The organism is Phenylobacterium sp., from assembly GCF_004799515.1.
Classification (GTDB): domain Bacteria; phylum Pseudomonadota; class Alphaproteobacteria; order Caulobacterales; family Caulobacteraceae; genus Phenylobacterium.
The window spans coordinates 23494-43103 of the sequence record NZ_SSMX01000021.1 but is presented as its reverse complement, the minus strand read 5'-3'; the positions used below and the strand labels follow the sequence as shown (position 1 = coordinate 43103).

At 69.9% G+C, this 19610-nt stretch carries 20 protein-coding genes and 1 other RNA gene; 16 read left to right on the top strand and 5 right to left on the bottom strand.

The window, feature by feature from the left end:
* Window positions 1–2 precede the first annotated feature (2 nt).
* Window positions 3–545: a GNAT family N-acetyltransferase gene (locus E8A49_RS08035; RefSeq protein WP_293378715.1), complete on the top strand. Its 543-nt coding sequence runs from the start codon at window positions 3–5 to the stop codon at window positions 543–545.
* On the opposite strand, the gene E8A49_RS08030 is transcribed toward E8A49_RS08035, so the two are convergent.
* Both E8A49_RS08030 and serB read right to left on the bottom strand, forming a co-directional pair.
* Window positions 524–1201 carry an HAD family phosphatase gene (locus E8A49_RS08030; protein WP_293378712.1) on the bottom strand — a complete coding sequence of 226 codons (678 nt, stop codon included), beginning with the start codon at window positions 1199–1201 and terminating at the stop codon, window positions 524–526. The genes E8A49_RS08035 and E8A49_RS08030 overlap by 22 nt on opposite strands.
* Before the next feature lie 2 nt (window positions 1202–1203).
* Complete coding sequence (gene serB / locus E8A49_RS08025; RefSeq protein ID WP_366928802.1) at window positions 1204–2100, bottom strand: phosphoserine phosphatase SerB; 897 nt, start codon at window positions 2098–2100, stop codon at window positions 1204–1206.
* Between serB and miaA the strand changes: the two genes are divergently transcribed.
* The 3 genes from miaA to ybaK all read left to right on the top strand — a co-directional run bounded on the left by miaA (window position 2099) and on the right by ybaK (window position 5460).
* Entirely contained in the window at window positions 2099–3028 is a 930-nt protein-coding gene (gene miaA, locus E8A49_RS08020) for a tRNA (adenosine(37)-N6)-dimethylallyltransferase MiaA (RefSeq protein WP_293378709.1), read from the top strand. The genes serB and miaA overlap by 2 nt on opposite strands.
* Window positions 3029–3196: 168 nt before the next feature.
* Entirely contained in the window at window positions 3197–4990 is a 1794-nt protein-coding gene (locus E8A49_RS08015) for an acetolactate synthase 3 large subunit (RefSeq protein WP_293378706.1), read from the top strand.
* Complete coding sequence (ybaK, locus tag E8A49_RS08010; RefSeq protein ID WP_293378703.1) at window positions 4987–5460, top strand: Cys-tRNA(Pro) deacylase; 474 nt, start codon at window positions 4987–4989, stop codon at window positions 5458–5460. The genes E8A49_RS08015 and ybaK overlap by 4 nt, the downstream gene beginning before the upstream one ends.
* Here the strand turns inward: ybaK and E8A49_RS08005 are convergent.
* Window positions 5457–5819 (bottom strand): DUF6665 family protein, encoded by a 363-nt coding sequence (locus E8A49_RS08005; RefSeq protein WP_293378700.1) that lies wholly within the window; start codon window positions 5817–5819, stop codon window positions 5457–5459. The two genes, ybaK and E8A49_RS08005, sit on opposite strands and share 4 nt — an antisense overlap.
* A 14-nt stretch (window positions 5820–5833) precedes the next feature.
* Window positions 5834–6202 (bottom strand): nuclear transport factor 2 family protein, encoded by a 369-nt coding sequence (locus E8A49_RS08000; protein ID WP_293378697.1) that lies wholly within the window; start codon window positions 6200–6202, stop codon window positions 5834–5836.
* A 140-nt stretch (window positions 6203–6342) separates the two neighbouring features.
* On the opposite strand from E8A49_RS08000, the gene ilvN reads away from it, so the two are divergent.
* Window positions 6343–6891 carry an acetolactate synthase small subunit gene (gene ilvN, locus E8A49_RS07995; RefSeq protein ID WP_293378694.1) on the top strand — a complete coding sequence of 183 codons (549 nt, stop codon included), beginning with the start codon at window positions 6343–6345 and terminating at the stop codon, window positions 6889–6891.
* On the opposite strand, the gene E8A49_RS07990 is transcribed toward ilvN, so the two are convergent.
* A complete protein-coding gene (locus tag E8A49_RS07990) occupies window positions 6888–7487 on the bottom strand; it encodes a septation protein IspZ (protein ID WP_293378691.1) in 600 nt (199 codons plus the stop codon). The genes ilvN and E8A49_RS07990 overlap by 4 nt on opposite strands.
* A 128-nt stretch (window positions 7488–7615) precedes the next feature.
* Here E8A49_RS07990 and ssrA point away from each other — a divergent pair.
* The 11 genes from ssrA (at window position 7616) to flhA (ending at window position 19538) form a co-directional block, all read left to right on the top strand.
* Window positions 7616–7976, top strand: a transfer-messenger RNA (tmRNA) gene (gene ssrA / locus E8A49_RS07985).
* A gap of 81 nt (window positions 7977–8057) precedes the next feature.
* Complete coding sequence (locus E8A49_RS07980; RefSeq protein WP_293378688.1) at window positions 8058–8549, top strand: SspB family protein; 492 nt, start codon at window positions 8058–8060, stop codon at window positions 8547–8549.
* 11 nt (window positions 8550–8560) lie between these two features.
* On the top strand, window positions 8561–9031 hold the full coding sequence (locus E8A49_RS07975) for a PaaI family thioesterase (protein ID WP_293379078.1): 471 nt from the start codon (window positions 8561–8563) through the stop codon (window positions 9029–9031).
* A 3-nt stretch (window positions 9032–9034) separates the two neighbouring features.
* Window positions 9035–9820 carry a C13 family peptidase gene (locus tag E8A49_RS07970; RefSeq protein WP_293378686.1) on the top strand — a complete coding sequence of 262 codons (786 nt, stop codon included), beginning with the start codon at window positions 9035–9037 and terminating at the stop codon, window positions 9818–9820.
* 96 nt (window positions 9821–9916) lie between these two features.
* Entirely contained in the window at window positions 9917–12196 is a 2280-nt protein-coding gene (locus tag E8A49_RS07965) for a serine hydrolase (RefSeq protein ID WP_293378683.1), read from the top strand.
* Between the two features lie 125 nt (window positions 12197–12321).
* Window positions 12322–13974, top strand: a complete 1653-nt coding sequence (gene fliF, locus E8A49_RS07960) for a flagellar basal-body MS-ring/collar protein FliF (RefSeq protein ID WP_293378680.1) — start codon at window positions 12322–12324, stop codon at window positions 13972–13974.
* Between the two features lie 17 nt (window positions 13975–13991).
* Window positions 13992–15005 (top strand): flagellar motor switch protein FliG, encoded by a 1014-nt coding sequence (gene fliG / locus E8A49_RS07955; RefSeq protein ID WP_293379075.1) that lies wholly within the window; start codon window positions 13992–13994, stop codon window positions 15003–15005.
* Complete coding sequence (locus E8A49_RS07950) at window positions 15005–15673, top strand: flagellar assembly protein FliH (protein ID WP_293378678.1); 669 nt, start codon at window positions 15005–15007, stop codon at window positions 15671–15673. The genes fliG and E8A49_RS07950 overlap by 1 nt, the downstream gene beginning before the upstream one ends.
* An 8-nt stretch (window positions 15674–15681) precedes the next feature.
* The gene (fliN, locus tag E8A49_RS07945) at window positions 15682–16032 is read left to right on the top strand and encodes a flagellar motor switch protein FliN (protein WP_293378675.1); all 351 of its coding nucleotides are present in this window, start codon (window positions 15682–15684) and stop codon (window positions 16030–16032) included.
* Window positions 16033–16058: 26 nt separating this feature from the next.
* The gene (locus E8A49_RS07940) at window positions 16059–17429 is read left to right on the top strand and encodes a sigma-54 dependent transcriptional regulator (RefSeq protein WP_293378672.1); all 1371 of its coding nucleotides are present in this window, start codon (window positions 16059–16061) and stop codon (window positions 17427–17429) included.
* Between the two features lie 12 nt (window positions 17430–17441).
* Window positions 17442–19538, top strand: coding sequence for a flagellar biosynthesis protein FlhA (gene flhA, locus E8A49_RS07935; protein WP_293378669.1), 2097 nt, complete (start codon window positions 17442–17444; stop codon window positions 19536–19538).
* Window positions 19539–19610 lie beyond the last annotated feature (72 nt).

Below are 19610 nucleotides of genomic sequence, written 5' to 3'. Positions count from 1 at the left end.
CGATGCCACGGCTTGTGCGGCCGGCGATGGCCTTCATGCCGAGCTATGTCGAGGCGTTGCGCGAGGGCTATACGCGCGACCCTCTGCAGCCCGAGACGCCGCCGATCATCGACCAGATCGAACGCCAGGCGGAGTGGTTCGTCCGCCTCCTCGCCCAGCCGCCGCACCACGTCGTGCTCTCCGACGGCAGCCTCGGCGAACGCACGCCCGAGACTGAACTCTGGTACGTCGAGGGCGAGACCTTCCTGGGCTCGATCAGCGTCCGCCCCAAGCTGGACGAGGCGCTGGAAGCCTGGGGCGGCCACGTGGGCTACACGGTGCGTCCCTCGGCGCGCGGCCAGGGCCACGCCAGCGCCATGCTGGCCGCCATGCTGGACCACATCGGCGAGACCCTGCCGCTGGATCGGGTGACGCTGACTGTTCACCTCGACAACCCCGCCTCCATGCGGGTGATCGAGAAGAACGGCGGGGCCGTCCGCGACGAGGTCGACCATCCGTGGATCGAAGGCCTGCGCGGTCGGCGCTACTGGATCGCGCTTCGCTGATCGGCCAGCAGTTCCCGCACCTCGTGCAGATCGGCGGCGATGCGCACGGTGAGCGTCTGCATCTCCTCGGTCGGGTCGAGCATGTCGGGGACCATGATGGTCATCATGCCGGCGGCGTGGGCGGCGCGGACGCCGTTGTGGCTGTCCTCCAGGGCCAGGCAGTCCTCTGGCGTGACGCCCAGGGCCGCGGCGGCCTTCAGGAAGGGGTCGGGGTGCGGCTTGCCGTGGTCCTGCATCTCGCGCGGGACGATGGCGTCGAAGCGGCCCAGGAGGCCGTGCGGTCCAAGGCTCTGCTCCACGGCGTAACGGCTGGAAGAGGTCGCCACCGCGCGCGGCAGCCCCAAACGGTCCAGTTCGTCCAGGATCTCCACGACACCCGCCTTGAGCGCGATGCCGGCGGCCTGCTCCTGGCGGAAATAGCCGCTGACCGCCGCGGAAAAGGCCTCCAGGTCGAAGCCCTCGCCGAAGTGCTCCGCCAGGATCAGGTCGCTGGAGGCGTGCGTCAGGCCCACCATCCGCTGGAAGGTGGCGAATGGGATCTCCCCGCCGATCGCCGCGGCGGCATGGCGCATGGCGGCGAACACCACCGTCTCGGTGTCGACCAACAGGCCGTCCATGTCGAAAACGACGGCTTTGACGGGGCGCGGCAGGCTCATCGTCAGTCCGTCACGAAGGCGTCGGCCTCATAGCCCTGGAAGTAGAGCAGGCTGGTCAGGTCGCTGTGGTCGATGCGCGCATCGGCCTGGGCCGCGACGATGGGCTTGGCGCGGTAGGCGACGCCCAGGCCGGCGGCCTCGATCATCGCCAGGTCGTTGGCCCCGTCGCCCAGGGCCACCGTGGCCGAGAGCGGCAGCCGCAGGGCTGCGGCCTCTTGCGTCAGCGCCGCCAGCTTGGCCTCGCGGCCCATGATCGGTTCGCCCACCTCGCCCACGAGCAGGCCATCCGCCTCGATCAGGCTGTTGGCGCGGTGGGCATGGAACAGGGCCGCCTGCGCCACGCGGGCTGTAAAGAAGGAAAAGCCGCCGGAGACCAGCACGCAGCGCGCGCCATTGGCGGCCATGGTGCGTACCAGGGTCCGTGCGCCCGGGTTCAGCCGCACCCGCTCGTCATAGGCCTGCTGCAGGGCCGCGACCGGCAGGCCCTTCAGCATGGCCACGCGCTCGCGCAGGGCCGCCTCGAAGGGTAGCTCGCCGCGCATGGCCCGCTCGGTGATCGCCGAGATCTCCGCCTTCAGGCCCGCGAAGTCGGCCAGCTCGTCCAGGCATTCGACGTTGATGATGGTGGAATCCATATCGGCCACCAGCAGCGCCTTGCGCCGCCCCGCAGTGGGCTGCAGGCACCAGTCGACGCCCTGGCCCTCGATGGCCGGCGCCAGCGCGGCGCGCACGGCGGCCAGGTCCTCGGCCTCCAGGATCACGTCGGTGACGCCGCTGTCGCCCGCCTCCAGCTTGCGAGACTCCTTGCCTCGCGCGCCAACGCTCGCGAAGACATCGCGCAGGTTCAGCGAGACGGCCCCCACGCCGGGCGGGGCCACGACGGTAAGGACAAGCTCCATGGCGCCCCGCATCTGGCTGATCGCCGGACCCACGGCAAGCGGCAAGTCGGCATTGGCCCTGCGGCTGGCCGAGGTCCTGGGCGCGGAAATCGTCAACGCCGACTCCATGCAGCTCTATGCGGACCTGCGTATCCTGACCGCGCGCCCCTCGCCTAAGGACGAGGCCAAGGCGCCGCATCACCTGTTCGGGACCGTCGACGCGGCCGACGGCTGGTCGGTCGGCCGCTGGCTGAGGGCGGCGCACGAGACCCTCGAAGCCATCGCCGCGCGCGGCCGCCCCGCCGTCGTGGTCGGCGGCACCGGCCTCTACTTCCGCGCCCTGACCCACGGCCTGGCCGAGGTGCCGCCGATCCCCGCCGAGGCCCGCCGCGCCGCCGCCGCCGAACTCGAGGCCCTGGGCGCCGAGGCCTTCCACGCCCGCCTGGCCGTCGCCGACCCGCTCGCCGCCGCGCGCATTCCCGCCGCCGACCGCCAGCGCCTGACGCGGGCCTGGGAGGTGTTCGCCGCCACCGGCCGGGCGCTCTCCGACTGGCAGGCCGACAGCCGCCTGGCCCTGTCCGCCGGGTCCTGGGCCGCCGTCGCCCTCGATCCGCCGCGCGAGGCGCTCTACGACCGCTGCGACGCCCGCCTGGCCGCCATGCTGGACGCCGGCGTGCTCGATGAAGTGGCCGCCCTCGCCGCCCGCGCCCTCGACCCGGCCCTGCCGCTGATGAAGGCCGTGGGCTTCCGCGAGTTCTCCGCCCATCTGCGCGGCGAGACGGACCTCGCCGACGCCCTGGCCGCCGCCCAGCAGGAGACCCGCCGCTACGTCAAACGCCAGGTGACCTGGATGCGCGGCCAGATGGCGGACTGGCCACGGCTCTCCGAAATCGGCGCAAATGGCCAATGGAGGCAGTTTCTTGCGCTACGCCCCGGCTTGACGCCCTAGGCGCGCCATGCGAAACGCCTGATCCGACAATTCTGAGGAATTCTCGTGCGCATCATTCTTGTACTCGGCAGGCGGCCCGCCGCGGACTGACTTGGTTCAGCCCGTCAACGGTCGCTTGCCCCAGGCCCCTCGCGGGCCTTTTTTATTGTCCCGAACCCGAGCCCAGCCATGACCGCCCATACGCCGACCATCGAAGCCGAAACCGTCACCCTCTCCGGCGCCGAGATGGTGGTGCGCGCGCTTGTGGATCAGGGCGTCGAGGTGCTGTTCGGCTATCCGGGCGGCGCGGTGCTGCCGATCTACGACGCCCTCTTCGCCGAGCCGCGCCTGACCCACGTGCTGGTGCGCCACGAGCAGGGCGCGACCCATGCGGCGGAGGGCTACGCCCGCTCTACCGGCAAGCCCGGGGTGGTGCTGGTCACCTCCGGCCCCGGCGCCACCAATGCGGTGACCGGCATCGTCGACGCCTTGATGGACTCCATTCCGCTGATCGTCATCACCGGCCAAGTCGCCACCCACCTGATCGGCACCGACGCCTTCCAGGAATGTGACACCATCGGCATCACCAGGCCCTGCACCAAGCACAACTACCTGGTGAAGGACGTGGCCGACCTGCCCCGCGTGCTGCACGAGGCCTTCCACATCGCCACCTCCGGCCGGCCCGGCCCGGTGGTCATCGACGTCCCGAAGGACGTGCAGTTCGCCAAGGGCGCCTACCGCGGCCCCGCCGAGGTCAAGCACGTCCACAACTACAATCCGCGCACCAAGGGCGACCCCAGCCGCATCGCCGAGGCTGCGGCGATGATCGCCAAGGCCAAGCGGCCGATCCTCTATACCGGCGGCGGCGTGATCAACGCCGGGCCCAAGGCGGCCGAGCTGCTGCGCGAGTTCGCGGCGCTGACCGGCGCGCCGGTCACCTCGACGCTGATGGGCCTGGGCGCCTTCCCGGCCTCCAGCCCGCAGTGGCTGGGCATGCTGGGGATGCACGGCTCCTTCGAGGCCAACAACGCCATGCACGACTGCGACGTCATGGTGGCCATCGGCGCGCGGTTCGACGACCGGGTGACCGGCCGCCTGGACGCCTTCGCGCCCGGCTCGCGCAAGATCCATGTCGATATCGACGCCAGCTCGATCGGCAAGAACGTGCGCGCCGACATCGGCATCGTCGGCGACGCGGGCTCGGTGCTGGCCGACCTGATCGAGGTCTGGAAGGCCAAGCGCTACGGAGTGGATCAAACGGCCCTGGCCGACTGGTGGAAGCAGATCGACGCCTGGCGCGCCCGCGACAGCTTCCGCTACCGGCCCGACGCCAAGCTGATCAAGCCGCAGCACGCCATCCAGCGGCTCTACGAGCTGACCAAGGACAGGGATGTCTACATCACCACCGAGGTCGGCCAGCACCAGATGTGGGCCGCCCAGTTCTACCGCTTCGAGGAGCCCAACCGCTGGATGACCTCCGGGGGCCTCGGCACCATGGGCTATGGCCTGCCCGCCGCCGTGGGCGTGCAGATGGCGCACCCCAAGAGCCTGGTCATCGACATCGCCGGCGACGCCTCCATCCAGATGACCATGCAGGAGATGTCGACGGCCGTGCAGTACGGCCTGCCGATCAAGATCTTCATCCTCAACAACGAGTGGATGGGCATGGTGCGCCAATGGCAGCAGCTGCTGCACGGGGAGCGCTATTCGCACTCCTACTCCGCCAGCCTGCCCGACTTCGTGAAGCTGGCCGAGGCCTACGGCGGCGTCGGCTTCCGCGCCGAGCATCCCGACGAACTCGACGACAAGATCCGCGCGATGATCGCCGTCGACAAGCCGGTGATCTTCGACTGCCGGGTGACCAAGGAAGAGAACTGCTTCCCGATGATCCCCTCCGGCAAGGCCCACAACGAGATGATCATGGCCGAGGAAGCCCGCGACCTGGGCACGATCATCGACGAGGCGGGGAAACGGCTGGTGTGAGCCGGACCACCCCGGCCACCCTGACGCTGGACCGCGCCGGCGTCGCCCATACGCTGGCGACCTACGCCTACGACCCCGCCGCCGACCGCATCGGCCTGGCGGCGGCCGAGGCCCTGGGCGCGCCCGCGTCCGAGGTGCTGAAGACCCTCATCGTCAAGGCCGACGGCCGGTTCGCCTGCGTGGTCCTGGCCTCCGACCGCGAGGTCTCCATGAAGAAGCTGGCGGCGGCCCTGGGCGCCAAGGCCTGCGAGATGGCGCCCGTCGCCGAGGCCGAGCGGACCACCGGCTACCGCGTCGGCGGCGTCAGCCCCTTCGGCCAGAAGAAGCGCCTGCCGACCGTGATCGACGCGGCCGCGGCCGCCCTGCCGCAAGCCTATGTCAACGGCGGCCAGCGCGGCCTGCAGGCGCGTCTGGCGCCGGCGGACCTGGTGCGGGTGCTGGAGGCGGCGGTGGCGGAGATCGCCGCCTAGCGCGCGCCCAGCCGCACCATCACCTCCTTGGGGATGTCGTAGTCGGCCACCACCCGGGCGCGGTCGCGCAGGCCCATGACCTCGCGCTGCACCAGGAAGCACCAGACCGTGTCGGCGGCGGCCTTCAGCACCTCGGCGCGGCCCTCGCCCTGATGGTTGCGCAGGGCCGCCAGCGCCTTTTCCGTCTTCTCTCCCATGCGCGCCAGGGAGGCGGCCTGCTCCTGGATGATCTCGTGGCGCAGCACTGTCTCGCCGGTCTCGACGCCGAGGCGGGCATTCAGGCTCTGGGGCATGCGGAACGACGACATGGCCGCCAATGTCGGCGCCCAGCCGCCGCCGCGCAAGCGAGGCCTGCTCACGGACCCCGCGAAAGCTACATGTTGTAGAAGAACCGCTCCTCGGCGATCTTGCCGTCCTTCAGCGTGTAGACGGCCATCTCGTCCATGGTCATGCGCTGGCCGCTGGCCTTGGGCGTGACCTCCATCTTGAAGCGGACCACGAACTGGTCGCCGTTGGCGTAGGGGCCTTCGACCTCGACGCTGTGGACCTCGTGGTTGGCGGCCCACCACTGGCCCTTCCCGCGCACCTCGCTGAGGCCGCGGCTGACCGGATCGCCGCCGGGAGGCGCGCCGGCCTCGACGCTGATCACGTCCGGGGCCCAGTACTTCTCGCCGCATTCGGCGAACTTGCCGGCCTTGCAGAGCGCGACGAGGTCATTGGCGATATCGAGGGTGGTGGTCATGACGATCTCCTTGTTGTCCCGCCTGGAAGACGCGCCGGTGGGCGCGGCTGCGACATCGCCCCTTCTGGACCCTCATCGTGACAGCGTGCTGGCAGCAGCGGCGCGGGCGAGGCTATAAGGCCCGCCACGAAAGGCCCCCCATGACCGACGCCCAGCCCGCCTCCGTCTACGACCTCGCCCGCACTGAGGAGGCCGAGAACCTGGCCACCTTCGCCGTCCTGGTGGACAACGAGCCGGGCGTGCTGCACCGGCTGGTCGGGCTGTTCGCGGCGCGCGGCTACAACATCGAGAGCCTGACGGTCGCCGAGACCGACCACAACGCGCACACCAGCCGCGTCACCATTGTCACCCGCGGCACCCCGCATGTGCTGGGCCAGATCGAGGCCCAGCTGACCAAGATGGTCTCGACCCGCCACGTGCAGGACGTGACCCGCGATCCCAATGGCCTGGAGCGCGAGCTGGCGCTGGTGAAGGTGCGCGGCTCGGGCCCCGAGCGGGTCGAGGCCCTGCGTGTCGCCGACATCTTCCGCGCCAAGGTGATCGACACCACCCACGAGAGCTTCGTCTTCGAGCTGACCGGCGCGCCGTCGAAGATCGACAAGTTCGCCGACCTGATGCGCCCGCTCGGGCTGGTGGAGATCTCCCGCACCGGGGTGCTCTCCATCCAGCGCGGCGTCGAGGTGTTCTAGGCGGCCTGGGCTTCCCCGATCGACGCCTCCGCCGCCGCTTCCTGCTGGAGGCGGGCGTGGCGGCGGTAGCCGATGTAGCGGACGCTGCCGAAGTGCACGGCGAACAGGGCGATCTTCGAGGCCAGCGGGACGATGGCGATGAAGGCGGGCCAGTAGGCGGGCGCCTTCCAGGCGATCACGCCGTTGGCGATCCCGGTGGCGAACATCAACGCCGACCAGGCGTAGCCCCAGCGGATCTGCAGGTCGCTGACCAGCTCCACCGCATCCGCCGGCAGGTAGCGCAGCATCCAGCCGCGGCGCAGCATCACCGCGCCGATGGCGAGGTAGATGATGCTGGGCTTGATCATCAGGAAGCGCGGGTCGTTGGTGGCCATAGCGACGCTGCCGAACACGATCACCAGACCCAGCGAGGCCCACTGAAGAAGCTCCACCGGCCGATGGGTCGCCTTCTGGAAGATCACCTGGCCGACCCCGATCAACAGCGCCACTCCGGTGGCCAGGCGCACATCCACGTGCAGGGCCATCAGGATCGCGAACACGATGGTGGGGAAGAAGTCCGACACCAGCGGCCGGATGGCGAAGAGCAGGTCTTTCATCGAATTTCTCCAGTAAAATCTTATGCCTGCAACCCTATCGCCGCGCTCCTCGCCGCCCCAGGCCGCTCACGAAGCCACGGCGGCGATTGGCGGAAAACGCCCCGCCGTCCACGCTTCGCGAACGGACGCTTCTTCTTTTTTGAACCCTTCCGGTCTATATTGCACGGGTCAGGGTTCGCCCTGTCTATGGAGATAAACGCGCACGTAATAAGCGGACTGGACCCGGGTGCGATTCCCGGCGGCTCCACCATTTTCCAGCCTGGGTTATCGCCAGACGGTATGGGGCCGATCAGCATCGACAGACGTCTAAAGGTGTTGCTTTCTCTCGGCCTGACCCACCGTTCCGGGTTTTAAACTAACTGCGAACGATAACTTCGCTGGAGACATCCGTCTCGCCGCGTAAGCGGTGCGACTAGTCTCACCTAAGTCCTAGGGGTTCAGATCCTTAGGCGGGGCCCGGGAGGCGCCTGCCAACAGAAGCCTCCCACTTTCCCCATCGCGGCCCTGCATCAAGCGCTTTGCGCCCGGCGGTCCAGGCGTTACGTTCGCGCCCTGTTCGTTGGAGACCCCATGGCCCAGGACCCGCCGGCCCAGGACTTGATGCGCTACGAGGCCATGGCCCAGGACGCCCTGCGCGGGGTCGTGAAGACGGCGCTGAAGCGGGCGGCCGCGCCCGAGGGCCTGCCCGGCGCGCACCATTTCTACATCACCTTCAAGACCGACGCCCCGGGCGTCTCCGGCCCGATCGACCTTCTGGGCAAGTACCCGGACGAGATGACCATCGTCCTGCAGCACCAGTACTGGGACCTGGCGCCGGGCGAGACCTTCTTCTCGGTGACCCTGCAGTTCGGCGGCCAGCCCAAGCGGCTGTCGGTGCCCTACGCCGCGGTGACCCGTTTCTACGATCCGAGCGTGCAGTTCCTGCTGCAGTTCGAGCCGCCGGCCGCCGAGGCCAGGACGCCGGAGCCCGACCCGGCCGACGAGACCGACCGCGAACCGCCCGAAGGCGGCGGCGACGGCGAGGCCAAGATCGTCTCCCTGGACCAATTCCGGAAGAAGTGAGCCTGCCGCCGATGGATGATGTCGCCGCCGCTGAGCCCGTGAGCCTGACCGACGACGCCATCCTGCAGCGGTTCCTGAACGCCAAGAACCCGCCCACCGGCTCCCAGACCCTGGGCTTCAGGATGCTGTCGGTGAGCCAGGCGACCAAGACCGTCGAGGTGGAGTTCGAGGCCCGGGCCGAGTTCCTGCTCAATCCGATGAAGCAGATCCAGGGCGGCTACATCTGCGCCATGCTGGACGAGTGCATGAGCGTGGCCTGCATGGTGGCCTCGGGCATGACCGCCGTCGCGCCCACCCTGGAGATGAAGACCAGCTTCTTCCGCCCCGGCCTGCCGGGGAAGCTGCGCGGCGTCGGCCGGGTGGCCAAGTGGGGCCGCCAGGTGGCCTTCACCGAGGGCGAGCTCTACGACGCGGAGGGCCGGCTCCTGGCCAAGGCCACAGGCACGGCCATCCCGACGCCGTTCCAGACCTACAAGAAGTAAGCCGTGCGGTCGGTCGCGCGTCTGGCCTGGCTGATCGGCGCGCTGCTGATGGCCGCCGCCGGCGCCGTCCGCACCGCCGAGGCCGCCGCCTCGCCCTTCGCCGACTGGAGCTGGGTGGTGGTGGCCGGCGACTGGCACGCCCACTCCGGCGGCCCGTCGGAGGCCTTCGACAACACCCGCCGCGACGTGATCCGGGCCTTCGAGGACGCGGGCTTCGACGCGGCCAACCTCAAGCAGTTCTCCGTCCGCCCCGAGCGCTATCCCGACGCCCATCCGGAGAAGTCCGCGCCGCAGGGCATCTATGACGCGCTCTCCGACCTGACGGCCAAGGCCAGGGGCGGCTGCCTGATCTATTTCAGCTCGCATGGCGCGCCGATGGGCGTGGTGGTCGACCAGCAGTTCCTGCCGCCCGGCGTGCTGGCCAACATGGTCGACACCACCTGCGGCAAGCGCCCGACCGTCGTGATCATCTCGGCCTGCTTCTCCGGCGTCTTCGTCCCGCCGCTGGCCGGCTCCAACCGCATGGTGCTGACCGCCGCGCGGCCCGACCGCTCGTCCTTCGGCTGCGGCGAGGCCGACAAGTACCCCTACTTCGACCAGTGCATCCTGGAGAGCCTGCCGCACGCCCCCGACTTCGCGGCGCTCGGGACGGCGGCGCAGGCCTGTGTCGCGGCGCGGGAGACCCGGGAGGGCCTGAAGCCCGCCTCGGAGCCGCAGCTGTTCATCGGCGCGGGGCTCAGGCCGATGCTGCCCTTCTATCCCCTGGCCGCGCCGCCGCCACGAAACTGACCGTCAGTCTCCGCCGCGCTTGGCCAGCGACACTTGGAATGACTCGGCAGGGCGCCCTACAAGGTTGCAGCGTTCCGCTCGCCGCTGGGTTTCCTGTTGATCCGATCCGCCGTCTTCGCCGCCGCCGCCCTGGCGCTGCTGCTCCTTCCGCAGACGATTGCGCTTGCCCAGGATGACACGGCCAAACCGGCGCATCAGGCCGACGCGCCCGCCCTGCCCAAACGGCCGATCCCCTACGCCAAGCTGAACGCCAAGCCCGCCAAGCCGAAACCTAAACCGGCGGATGCCCAGGCGAGCGCCGGCAGTCCCAAGCCGCCGCCCACGACGCCCAAGCCCGCGCCTCCAGCCGCTGCGGCCCCGAAGCCGGTCATCTCTGCTCCGGCGCCCGACGTCGACGCCGCCCAGCCGGACGCCGCGCCGCCGCCCGCGCCAGTGGCATCCCCGCCCGCCGCGCCGCCGCCTGGGCCGCCAGCGCCCAGCGCCCGCCTCGCGCCGGGCCAGCCCCTGCCGGCCGCCGAGCTGGAAGCCTTCGTCGACGGGGTGATGAACGACGCCATGGCCCGCGAGCACATCGCCGGCGCCACGGTCTCGGTGGTGCAGAATGGCCAGGTGCTGCTCAAGAAGGGCTACGGCTTTTCCAACCTCAACCCGCAGCGGCCGGTCGACCCGGACCGCACCCTGTTCCGCGTGGGCTCGATCTCCAAGACCTTCACCTGGATCGCGGTGATGAAGGAGGTCGAGGCCGGCCGCCTGCGCCTGAACCAGCCCGTGAACCTCTACCTGCCGGAAAAGGCGCAGGTGAAGGACCAGGGCTACGACCAGCCGGTGCGGGTCGCCAACCTGATGGACCATTCGGCGGGCTTCGAGGACCGGGCGCTGGGCCAGCTCTTCGAACGCAAGTTCGACCGGGTGCGGCCGCTCGACCTCTACCTGCGCCAGGAGCGGCCCAAGCGGGTGCATGCGCCGGGCGTGGTCTCGTCCTACTCCAACTACGGCGCGGCCCTGGCCGGCGAAGCGGCGAGCTATGTCGCCGGCAAGCCCTACGAACGGCTGGTCGAAGATGAGATCATCAACCCGCTGGGCATGGCCCACACCACCTTCCGCGAGCCGCACGATCCGAAGGCGGGCCTGCCGGCGCCCATGAGCCCCGCCCTGGCGGCGGACGTCTCCGACGGCTACCGCTGGACGCCGGGCGGCTTCCAGCGCCGCGACTATGAGTTCATCGAGCAGATCGCGCCGGCCGGCGCCGGGTCGTCCACCGCCGGCGACATGGCCCGCTACATGCTGATGCAACTGGGCGGCGGACAGCTCAGCGGCGTCACCGTCTATGGCCCGACGACCGCGCAAGCCTTCCGCACGCCGCTGCGCCAGACGCCGATCGGGATCAACGGCTGGGCGCACGGCTTCATGGTCTTCGACCTGCCCGGCGGCCACCGCGGCTACGGTCACGGCGGGGCGACGCTGTCCTTCTTCTCCAACATGGTGGTGGTCCCCGACCTGAACCTGGGGATTTTCGTCTCCACCAACACCGACACCGGGCGGTCGCTGGTGAACCGCCTGCCGGAGCGGATCGTGCAGCGCTTCTACGCCGCGCCCGACCTGTTCCCGCGCCCCGGCTCGCCCGACCTCGCCCAACGGCGAAGCGACTACGCCGGCTACTACCTGACCACTCGGCGGACCTATTCGGGGCTCGAGGGCTTCGTGGACGCCCTGCAGGGCGGAGCCAGCGTCGACGTCAGCCGCGACGGCCATCTGGTGACCAGCGACAGCTCCGGCATGGCCGCCTGGGCGCCGGAGGGCGATCCCGCCGAGGGCCGCTTCATCCGCACCCAGGGCGCCGAGCGCATCGCCTTCGACCTGGCCGACGGCCGCGCCCGGGCCTTCCACGTCGCCAACGGCACCCAGGCCTTCATCCGCGCGCCCATCTGGCGCGAGCCGCGGATGCTGGCCCTGCTGGCCGCCTTCACCGCCGCCGCCGCCGTCGCGACCCTGGCCGGCGTCGCGGCCCGCAACCGCCGGGAGTTCCGCGAGAACCAGATCCAGAGCCGCGCCAGCCTGGTGCAGAACATCCAGGCGGTGCTCTGGCTCCTGGCCCTCGTCCTCTTCGGCTTCTGGTCCTCGAAGAGCGGCGACCAGGCCCAGGTCATGTACCGTTGGCCAGGGATCCTGATGATCACCGCCTCGGCCTGCGCCCTGGTGGCCGCGGGCCTCACCGCCACGACCGTCCTCGTCGTCCCCTCCATCTGGCGCGGCGGCCGGCGGGTGGACAGTTGGTCGCACCTGCGGAAAGCCTTCTTCACGGCGACGGTGCTGATCTACGCCGCCTTCTCGGCGGACCTGGCCCTTTGGGGCGCGCTCAGCCCCTGGAGCGGCTGACCCTCCAGCCCCGCCGAAACGGCTCCGCCTAAACCTCGCGTTTACCAAGCACTGGGTAAATCCTGCCTAGCGCTAGGCAAGAACCGCACGCCCGGCCGCGAATTGGTTTTGGAAGGACGCCGGCGTTGAACCAGATCCTGGCTGCGCTTCAGAGGTTCGGGATCGGCCGCCTGGCCGCCATCCTCGGCATCGGCGCCGGCGTGGCCGCGGCCCTGTTCGCCGTGACCATGGGCCTGGGCCAGCCCAAGGCCCTGCTCTATTCCAACCTCGACCTGAAGGAAGCCGGGACCATCACCCAGGCCCTCGACCAGGGCGGCATCAAGTACGAGGTCAAGGGCGACGGCTCGACCATCCTGGTCAACCGCGACCAGGTCGCCTCCACCCGCCTGATGCTCTCGTCCAAGGGCCTGCCGACCGCGGGCTCGGTCGGCTACGAGATCTTCGACAACTCCTCGGCCATGGGCCAGACGGACTTCGTCCAGCAGCTGAACCGCCAGCGCGCCCTGGAAGGCGAGCTCGGCCGCACCATCCGCGGCCTGGACGGCATCACCTCCGTGCGCGTCCACCTGGTGCTGCCCAAGCGTCAGTTGTTCGAGGACGACGCCGAGCAGCCGTCGGCCTCCGTCACCCTGGGCGTCGGCGGGCGCGAGCCCGGCCCCGACCAGGTGCGCGGTGTGCAGAACCTGGTGGCCGGCGCCGTCCCCAACCTGAAGCCCGACCGCGTCACCGTCATCGACCAGCACGCCAAGACGCTCTCCGGCGGCGACACCGGCATGGCCGCCGAGGCCGATGGCCGCAAGAGCGAGGTCGAGCAGCGCATCGCCAAGCAGGTGAAGACCCTGGTCGAAGGCGTTGTGGGCGCCGGCAAGGCGCGGGTGAACGTCACCGCCGACGTCGACCTGGCCCACATCACCACACAGAAGGAAAGCTTCGACCCGGACGGCCAGGTGGTCCGCTCGGAGAGCACCACCGACGAGAACTCCAAGGAAGGCTCCAGCGGCGGCACGACCCAGTCCTCGGCCGCGGCCAAGATCCCCGGCGGCTCGTCCGTCGACCCTGGCGGTGACTCCTCCAACGCCAGCGGCAAACAGGAGTCGACGACCAACTACGAGATCTCCAAGACCACCACGACCGAGGTGCGCGAGCCTGGCGCCGTGAAGAAGATCGCGGTCGCGGTCGCCGTCGACGGCGCCTATGGCCCGGCCGACAAGAAGACCGGCAAGCCCGGCGCCTACTCCGCCCGCTCGGCCGCTGAGATGGCCCAGATCCAGTCCCTGGTGCAGACCGCCGTCGGCTACGACAAGGACCGCGGCGACCAGGTGACCGTGGTCAACGTCAAGTTCCCCACCGCCGATGACGCCGAGGGCGTCACCGCCGCCAACCCGCTGATGGGCTTCGACAAGAACGACATCATGCGCGCCGCCGAACTGGGCGTGATGGCCATCGTCGCGATCCTGATGATGCTGTTCATCGTGCGCCCGCTCCTGAAGGGCGCGACGGGCGGCGGCGGCAATCCGCTGGCCCTGGCCGGCGGCGGCGCGACCCGCATCGTCACCAGCCCCGACGGCCAGCCGATGCAGATCAGCGTCGATCCGGTCACCGGCCAGCAGATGGCCCTGCCCGCCCCGGTCAACGAGGGCCTGGAGCAGAAGATCGACATCGCCCGCATCGAGGGCCAGGTGAAGGCCAGCTCCGTCAAGCGCGTCGCCGAGTTCGTCGACAAGCACCCCGATGAGTCCGTCGCGATCATCCGCGGCTGGCTGCATGAGTCCGCCTGACCATGGCCGCTCCTAAGATGAAAGGCGTCGCCGACGCCGCCAAGCTGACCGGACCCGAAAAGGCCGCGGTGGTGCTGTTGGCGCTGGGCGAGGACCACGCCAGCGTCTGGCGCGGCCTGGAGGAGGAGGAGATCAAGGTGATCTCCCAGGCCATGGCCGGCCTCGGCCAGGTCACCGCCGCGGTGGTGGAGGACCTGCTGGTCGAGTTCGTCTCCGGCATGGGCGGCGGCGCGATCACCGGCTCGGTGGAGCTGACCCAGAAGCTGCTGGCCTCGATCATGCCCGGCGACAAGGTCGACAGCCTGATGGAGGAGATCCGCGGTCCGGCGGGTCGCACCATGTGGGACAAGCTCGGCAACGTGAACGAGGCCGTGCTCGCCAACTACCTGAAGAACGAATACCCGCAGACCGTCGCGGTGGTGCTGTCGAAGATCAAATCCGAGCACGCCGCGCGCGTGCTCACCTGCCTGCCCGAGGACTTCGCGCTGGAGTGCGTCACCCGCATGCTGCGCATGGAGCCGGTGCAGCGCGAGATCCTCGACAAGATCGAACAGACCCTGCGCACCGAATTCATGTCGAACCTGGCGCGCACGTCGAAGCGCGACAGCCACGAGATGATGGCCGACATCTTCAACGCCTTCGACCGCCAAACCGAGACCCGCTTCATCACCGCCCTGGAAGAGCGCAACCGCGAGGCCGCCGAGCGCATCCGGGCCCTGATGTTCGTCTTCGAGGACCTCAACAAGCTCGATCCGGGCGGCGTGCAGACCCTGCTGCGCACGGTGGAGAAGGACCAGCTGGCGCTGGCGCTGAAGGGCGCCTCCGACGGGCTGCGCGACATGTTCTTCTCCAACATGAGCGAGCGCGCCGCCAAGATCATGCGCGAGGACATGGAGACCATGGGCCCGGTCCGCCTGCGCGAGGTCGAGCAGGCGCAGATGGCCATGGTGCAGGCCGCCAAGGACCTGGCCAACAAGGGCGAGATCGTCCTGGTCGGCGCCGGCGGCGACGATGACGAGCTGGTGTACTGATGACCGGTGAGCCCCTCGAGAAATTCAAGTTCGACACGGTGTTCGAGGCCACCGGGCGGGTGATCGCGGCCGCGCCGCGGCCCAAGCGCACCTACACCACCGACGAGGTCGAGCAGATCCGCCGCGCCTCCGAGGCGGCCGGCGAGGCCCGCGCCATGGCCAGCGTCGCCAACCGCCAGGCCGAGGCCCTGGCCGTCATCGCCCACGTGGTCCAGCAGGCCCTGCCCAGCCTGGCCGGCGTCGCCCATGACCACCGCGTCGGCTCCGCGGAGCTGGCGCTCGCCTGCGGCCGCGCCATCGCCGGCGCCGCCCTCGACGCCGCTCCCCAGGCCCCGGTCCGCGCAGCCCTCGAGGCCCTGGCTCGCGAGATCGAGGCCGCCCCGCGCCTGATCGTCTCCGCCGACGCCGAGCTGGCCCAGGGCCTGCAGGCGGCTCTGGACGAGACCGCCCAGGCCATCGGCTTCCCCGGTGCCGTGCAGGTGCGCGTGAGCCCGGCCCTGGGCGCCAACGCCTTCACCCTCGACTTCGGCGACGGCTCGGCGAGCTTCGACCCCGCCGCCGCCGCCGAGCGCGTCTCCCAGGCCCTGCACGCGGCCCTGGCCGCCGAGGGCCTGCACGCCGAACCCCTGATCCCGGGCGCGCCTGCCCCTGACGCCCAAGGAAGCTAAGAGCCGCCATGTCCGAAACCCCCGACACAACCGAAGAGCTGAAGCTCGACGAGTTCGCCGCCGGCGACGGCGCCCTGCCCGAAATCCTGGGCGACGAGGAAAAGACCGCCACCGACCTGGCGCCGGTCTTCGACGTGCCGGTGAACATCTCCGCGGTCCTCGGCCGCGCCAGCCTGTCGGTCGCCCAGCTGCTGCAGCTCGGCCAAGGCAGCGTGCTGGAGCTCGACCGCAAGGTCGGCGAGGCCATCGACATCTATGTGAACAACCGCCTGGTGGCGCGCGGCGAGGTCGTGATCGTCGACGAGCGGCTGGGCGTGACCATGACGGAAATCATCAAGGACGGCGACGCGCAGGCTTAAGAGCCGCCGTCTGAGGGAGAAGAGCCATGCGGCTACTGGTGGTCGGTAAATTGAACGGGCAGCTCTCTACCGCCGTGAAGATGGCGATGAGCGCGGGCGCGAAGGTCAGTCACGTGGAGACGATCGCGGCGGCGACCCACGCGCTCCGCGCGGGCCAGGGGGCCGACCTGATGATGGTCGACTACGAGCTCGACATCGCCATGCTGATCGCCACCAACGAGGCCGAACGGATCCGCGTGCCGGTGGTGGCCTGCGGCGTGGGCGCAGACGCCGCCCGCGCGGCGGCGGCCATCAAGGCCGGCGCCAAGGAATTCATCCCCCTGCCGCCGGACGCCGAGCTGATCGCCGCGGTCCTGGCCGCGGTGGCCGACGACAACCGGCCGATGGTGGTGCGCGACCCGTCCATGCAGGCGGTGATCGCCATGGCCGACCAGATCGCCCCCTCCGACGCCTCGATCCTGATCACCGGCGAGAGCGGCGTGGGCAAGGAAGTCATCGCCCGCCACGTCCACCAGAAGTCGCGCCGCGCGGCGCGCCCGTTCATCAGCGTGAACTGCGCGGCCATCCCGGAGAACCTGCTCGAAAGCGAGTTGTTCGGCCACGAGAAGGGCGCCTTCACCGGCGCCGTGGCCCGGCGCATCGGCAAGTTCGAGGAAGCCAACGGCGGCACCCTGCTGCTGGACGAAATCAGCGAAATGGACGCCCGCCTGCAGGCCAAGCTGCTGCGCGCCATCCAGGAGCGCGAGATCGACCGGGTCGGCGGCATGAAGCCGGTGAAGGTCGACATCCGCATCCTGGCCACCTCCAACCGCGATCTGGCCCAGGCCGTGCGCGACGGCGTGTTCCGCGAGGACCTGCTCTACCGCCTGAACGTCGTGAACCTGCGCATCCCCTCGCTGCGCGACCGGCCGGGCGACGTCCTGGCGCTGGCCGAGTTCTTCATCAAGAAATACGCCCGGGCTAACGGCATGCCCGAGCGGCCGCTGTCGGCCGAGGCCAAGCGGCGCCTTGCCGTCCACCGCTGGCCCGGCAACGTCCGCGAGCTGGAGAACGCCATGCACCGCGCGGTGTTGATGGCCAGCGGCCCGGAGATCGAGGAAGACGCCATCCGCCTGCCGGACGGCCAGCCGCTATCCTCCGTCGACCCCGGCGCGCGCGCCGCCCAGGTCGCGAGCCTCGCCGCCGAGACCGCCAGCCGCTCCTACGTCGGCCAGACCGTGGCCGCCGTCGAACAGCAGCTGATCATCGACACCCTGGAGCACTGCCTGGGCAACCGCACCCACGCGGCCAACATCCTGGGCATCTCCATCCGGACGCTGCGCAACAAGCTGAAGGAATACACCGACGCCGGCATCGCCGTGCCTCCGCCCCAGATGGGCGCGGCCTCCGCGGCCTAGTGACTGAGCACGATGGCTGACGCGTCCCTTCCTTCGTCCAGGCCTGGCGAGGCCCCCAGCGCCCGCGAGATGCTGGGTTGGGTCGCGCGCGGCGAGGTGGCGCTCGCGCTGGGCGTCGTCGGCATCGTCGTCCTGTTGATCCTGCCGATCCCGGCGTTCCTGCTGGACCTGCTGCTGTCGATCTCGATCACCAGCGCCGTGCTGATCCTGATGACCTCGCTGCTCATCAAGAAGCCGCTGGAGTTCACCGGCTTCCCGATGGTGCTGCTGGTCACCACCCTCTATCGACTGGCGCTGGGCATCGCCTCGACCCGCCTGATCCTCGGCCATGGCCACGAGGGCGTGCACGGGGCTGGCCACATCATCGAATCCTTCGGCCGCCTGATGATGGGCGGCAACTACGTCATCGGCATCATCGTCTTCGCGATCCTGGTGATCGTGAACTTCGTGGTCATCACCAAGGGCTCCGGCCGGATCGCGGAAGTGGCGGCGCGCTTCACCCTGGACTCCATGCCGGGCAAGCAGATGGCCATCGACGCCGACCTGTCGGCCGGTCTGATCGACGAGACCACGGCCAAGCAGCGCCGCAAGGACCTCGAGCAGGAGTCGACCTTCTTCGGCGCCATGGACGGCGCGTCGAAATTCGTGCGCGGCGACGCGGTCGCCGGCCTGATCATCGTGGCCATCAACATCATCGGCGGCATCCTGATCGGGGTGCTGCAGCATCACGTGCCGATCGCCACGGCGGCTTCGACCTACACCATCATGACCATCGGCGACGGCCTGGTGAGCCAGATCCCGGCGCTGATCATCTCCATCGCCGCGGGCTTCCTGGTCTCCAAGTCCGGGGTCGAGGGCTCGGCGGACAAGGCGCTGGTCACCCAGCTGGCCATGAACCCGGTGGCGTTGGGCATGGTGGCCGCCGCCGCCGGTGTCATCGCTGTCGTGCCGGGCATGCCGATCATCCCGTTCGCCGCCATCTCGCTGGGCGCGGGGACCCTGGCCTGGCGGCGCTCGCAGAAGTCCAAGGAGCCGCCGCCGGTCGAGATGAAGCCCGCCGAGGCGGCGCCGGCCGACGAGCCGATCACCCAGACGCTGGCCATCGACGAGATCAAGATCGAGCTGGGCTATGGCCTGCTGGGCCTGATCAACGACTTGGAGGGCCGCCGGCTCACCGACCAGATCAAGGCGCTGCGCAAGACGCTGGCCGCCGACTACGGCTTCGTCATGCCGAGCGTGCGGATCCTCGACAACATGCGCCTGCCCTCGCAGGGCTACTGCATCCGCATCAAGGAGATGGAGGCCGGGGCCGGCGAGGTGCGCCTGGGCCACATGATGGCCATGGACCCGCGCGGCGGCCAGGTGGACCTGCCCGGCGAGCACGTGAAGGAGCCCGCCTTCGGCCTGCCCGCCACCTGGGTGGACGAGAACCTGCGCGAGGAAGCCACCTTCCGCGGCTACACCATCGTCGATCCGGCCACGGTCCTGACCACCCATCTGACCGAGATCCTCAAGGAGAACATGCCGGACCTGCTCTCCTATGCGGAAGTCCAGAAACTCCTGAAGGACCTGCCCGCCGAGCAGAAGAAGCTGGTGGACGACCTGGTCCCCGCGGTGGTCACGGCCACCACCATCCAGCGCGTGCTGCAGTCGCTGCTGCGCGAGCGCGTCTCGATCCGCGACCTGCCGGCCATTCTGGAAGGCATCGGCGAGGCCGCGCCGCACACCACCTCGGTGACCATGCTGGTCGAGCAGGTGCGCGCGCGCCTGGCCCGCCAGCTCTCCTTCGCCTACCGCGGCGACGACGGCGCCCTGCCCATCGTCACCCTGACGCCGGAGTGGGAGAACGCCTTCGCCGACAGCCTTGTGGGCCAGGGCGACGACAAGCAGCTGGCGCTCGCCCCCTCGCGCCTGCAGGACTTCGTGCGCGGCATCCGCGAGGTGTTCGAACGCGCCGCCCTCTCCGGCGACAGCCCGGTGCTGCTGACCAGCCCGACCATCCGCCCCTATGTCCGTTCGATCATCGAGCGCTTCCGCGGCCAGACCCCGGTGATGAGCCAGAACGAGGTCCATCCCCGCGCCAAGCTGAAGACCGTCGGCCAGATCTGACGCCGGCGCGGCCCCGCAAGAAATCCCGTGCGGACATCCAGCCTTAGGCTACCGTCGAGGCTTGCGCCGCGC

What these genes read in the sequence shown, in the direction of transcription:
- E8A49_RS08035 (WP_293378715.1), top strand. Translation starts at nt 3, where the DNA reads ATGCCACGGCTTGTGCGGCCGGCGATGGCCTTCATGCCGAGCTATGTC.
- E8A49_RS08030 (WP_293378712.1), bottom strand. Translation starts at nt 1,201, where the DNA reads ATGAGCCTGCCGCGCCCCGTCAAAGCCGTCGTTTTCGACATGGACGGC.
- miaA (WP_293378709.1), top strand. Translation starts at nt 2,099, where the DNA reads ATGGCGCCCCGCATCTGGCTGATCGCCGGACCCACGGCAAGCGGCAAG.
- serB (WP_366928802.1), bottom strand. Translation starts at nt 2,100, where the DNA reads ATGGAGCTTGTCCTTACCGTCGTGGCCCCGCCCGGCGTGGGGGCCGTC.
- E8A49_RS08015 (WP_293378706.1), top strand. Translation starts at nt 3,197, where the DNA reads ATGACCGCCCATACGCCGACCATCGAAGCCGAAACCGTCACCCTCTCC.
- E8A49_RS08000 (WP_293378697.1), bottom strand. Translation starts at nt 6,202, where the DNA reads ATGACCACCACCCTCGATATCGCCAATGACCTCGTCGCGCTCTGCAAG.
- ilvN (WP_293378694.1), top strand. Translation starts at nt 6,343, where the DNA reads ATGACCGACGCCCAGCCCGCCTCCGTCTACGACCTCGCCCGCACTGAG.
- E8A49_RS07990 (WP_293378691.1), bottom strand. Translation starts at nt 7,487, where the DNA reads ATGAAAGACCTGCTCTTCGCCATCCGGCCGCTGGTGTCGGACTTCTTC.
- E8A49_RS07980 (WP_293378688.1), top strand. Translation starts at nt 8,058, where the DNA reads ATGGCCCAGGACCCGCCGGCCCAGGACTTGATGCGCTACGAGGCCATG.
- E8A49_RS07975 (WP_293379078.1), top strand. Translation starts at nt 8,561, where the DNA reads ATGGATGATGTCGCCGCCGCTGAGCCCGTGAGCCTGACCGACGACGCC.
- fliG (WP_293379075.1), top strand. Translation starts at nt 13,992, where the DNA reads ATGAAAGGCGTCGCCGACGCCGCCAAGCTGACCGGACCCGAAAAGGCC.
- E8A49_RS07950 (WP_293378678.1), top strand. Translation starts at nt 15,005, where the DNA reads ATGACCGGTGAGCCCCTCGAGAAATTCAAGTTCGACACGGTGTTCGAG.
- fliN (WP_293378675.1), top strand. Translation starts at nt 15,682, where the DNA reads ATGTCCGAAACCCCCGACACAACCGAAGAGCTGAAGCTCGACGAGTTC.
- E8A49_RS07940 (WP_293378672.1), top strand. Translation starts at nt 16,059, where the DNA reads ATGCGGCTACTGGTGGTCGGTAAATTGAACGGGCAGCTCTCTACCGCC.
- flhA (WP_293378669.1), top strand. Translation starts at nt 17,442, where the DNA reads ATGGCTGACGCGTCCCTTCCTTCGTCCAGGCCTGGCGAGGCCCCCAGC.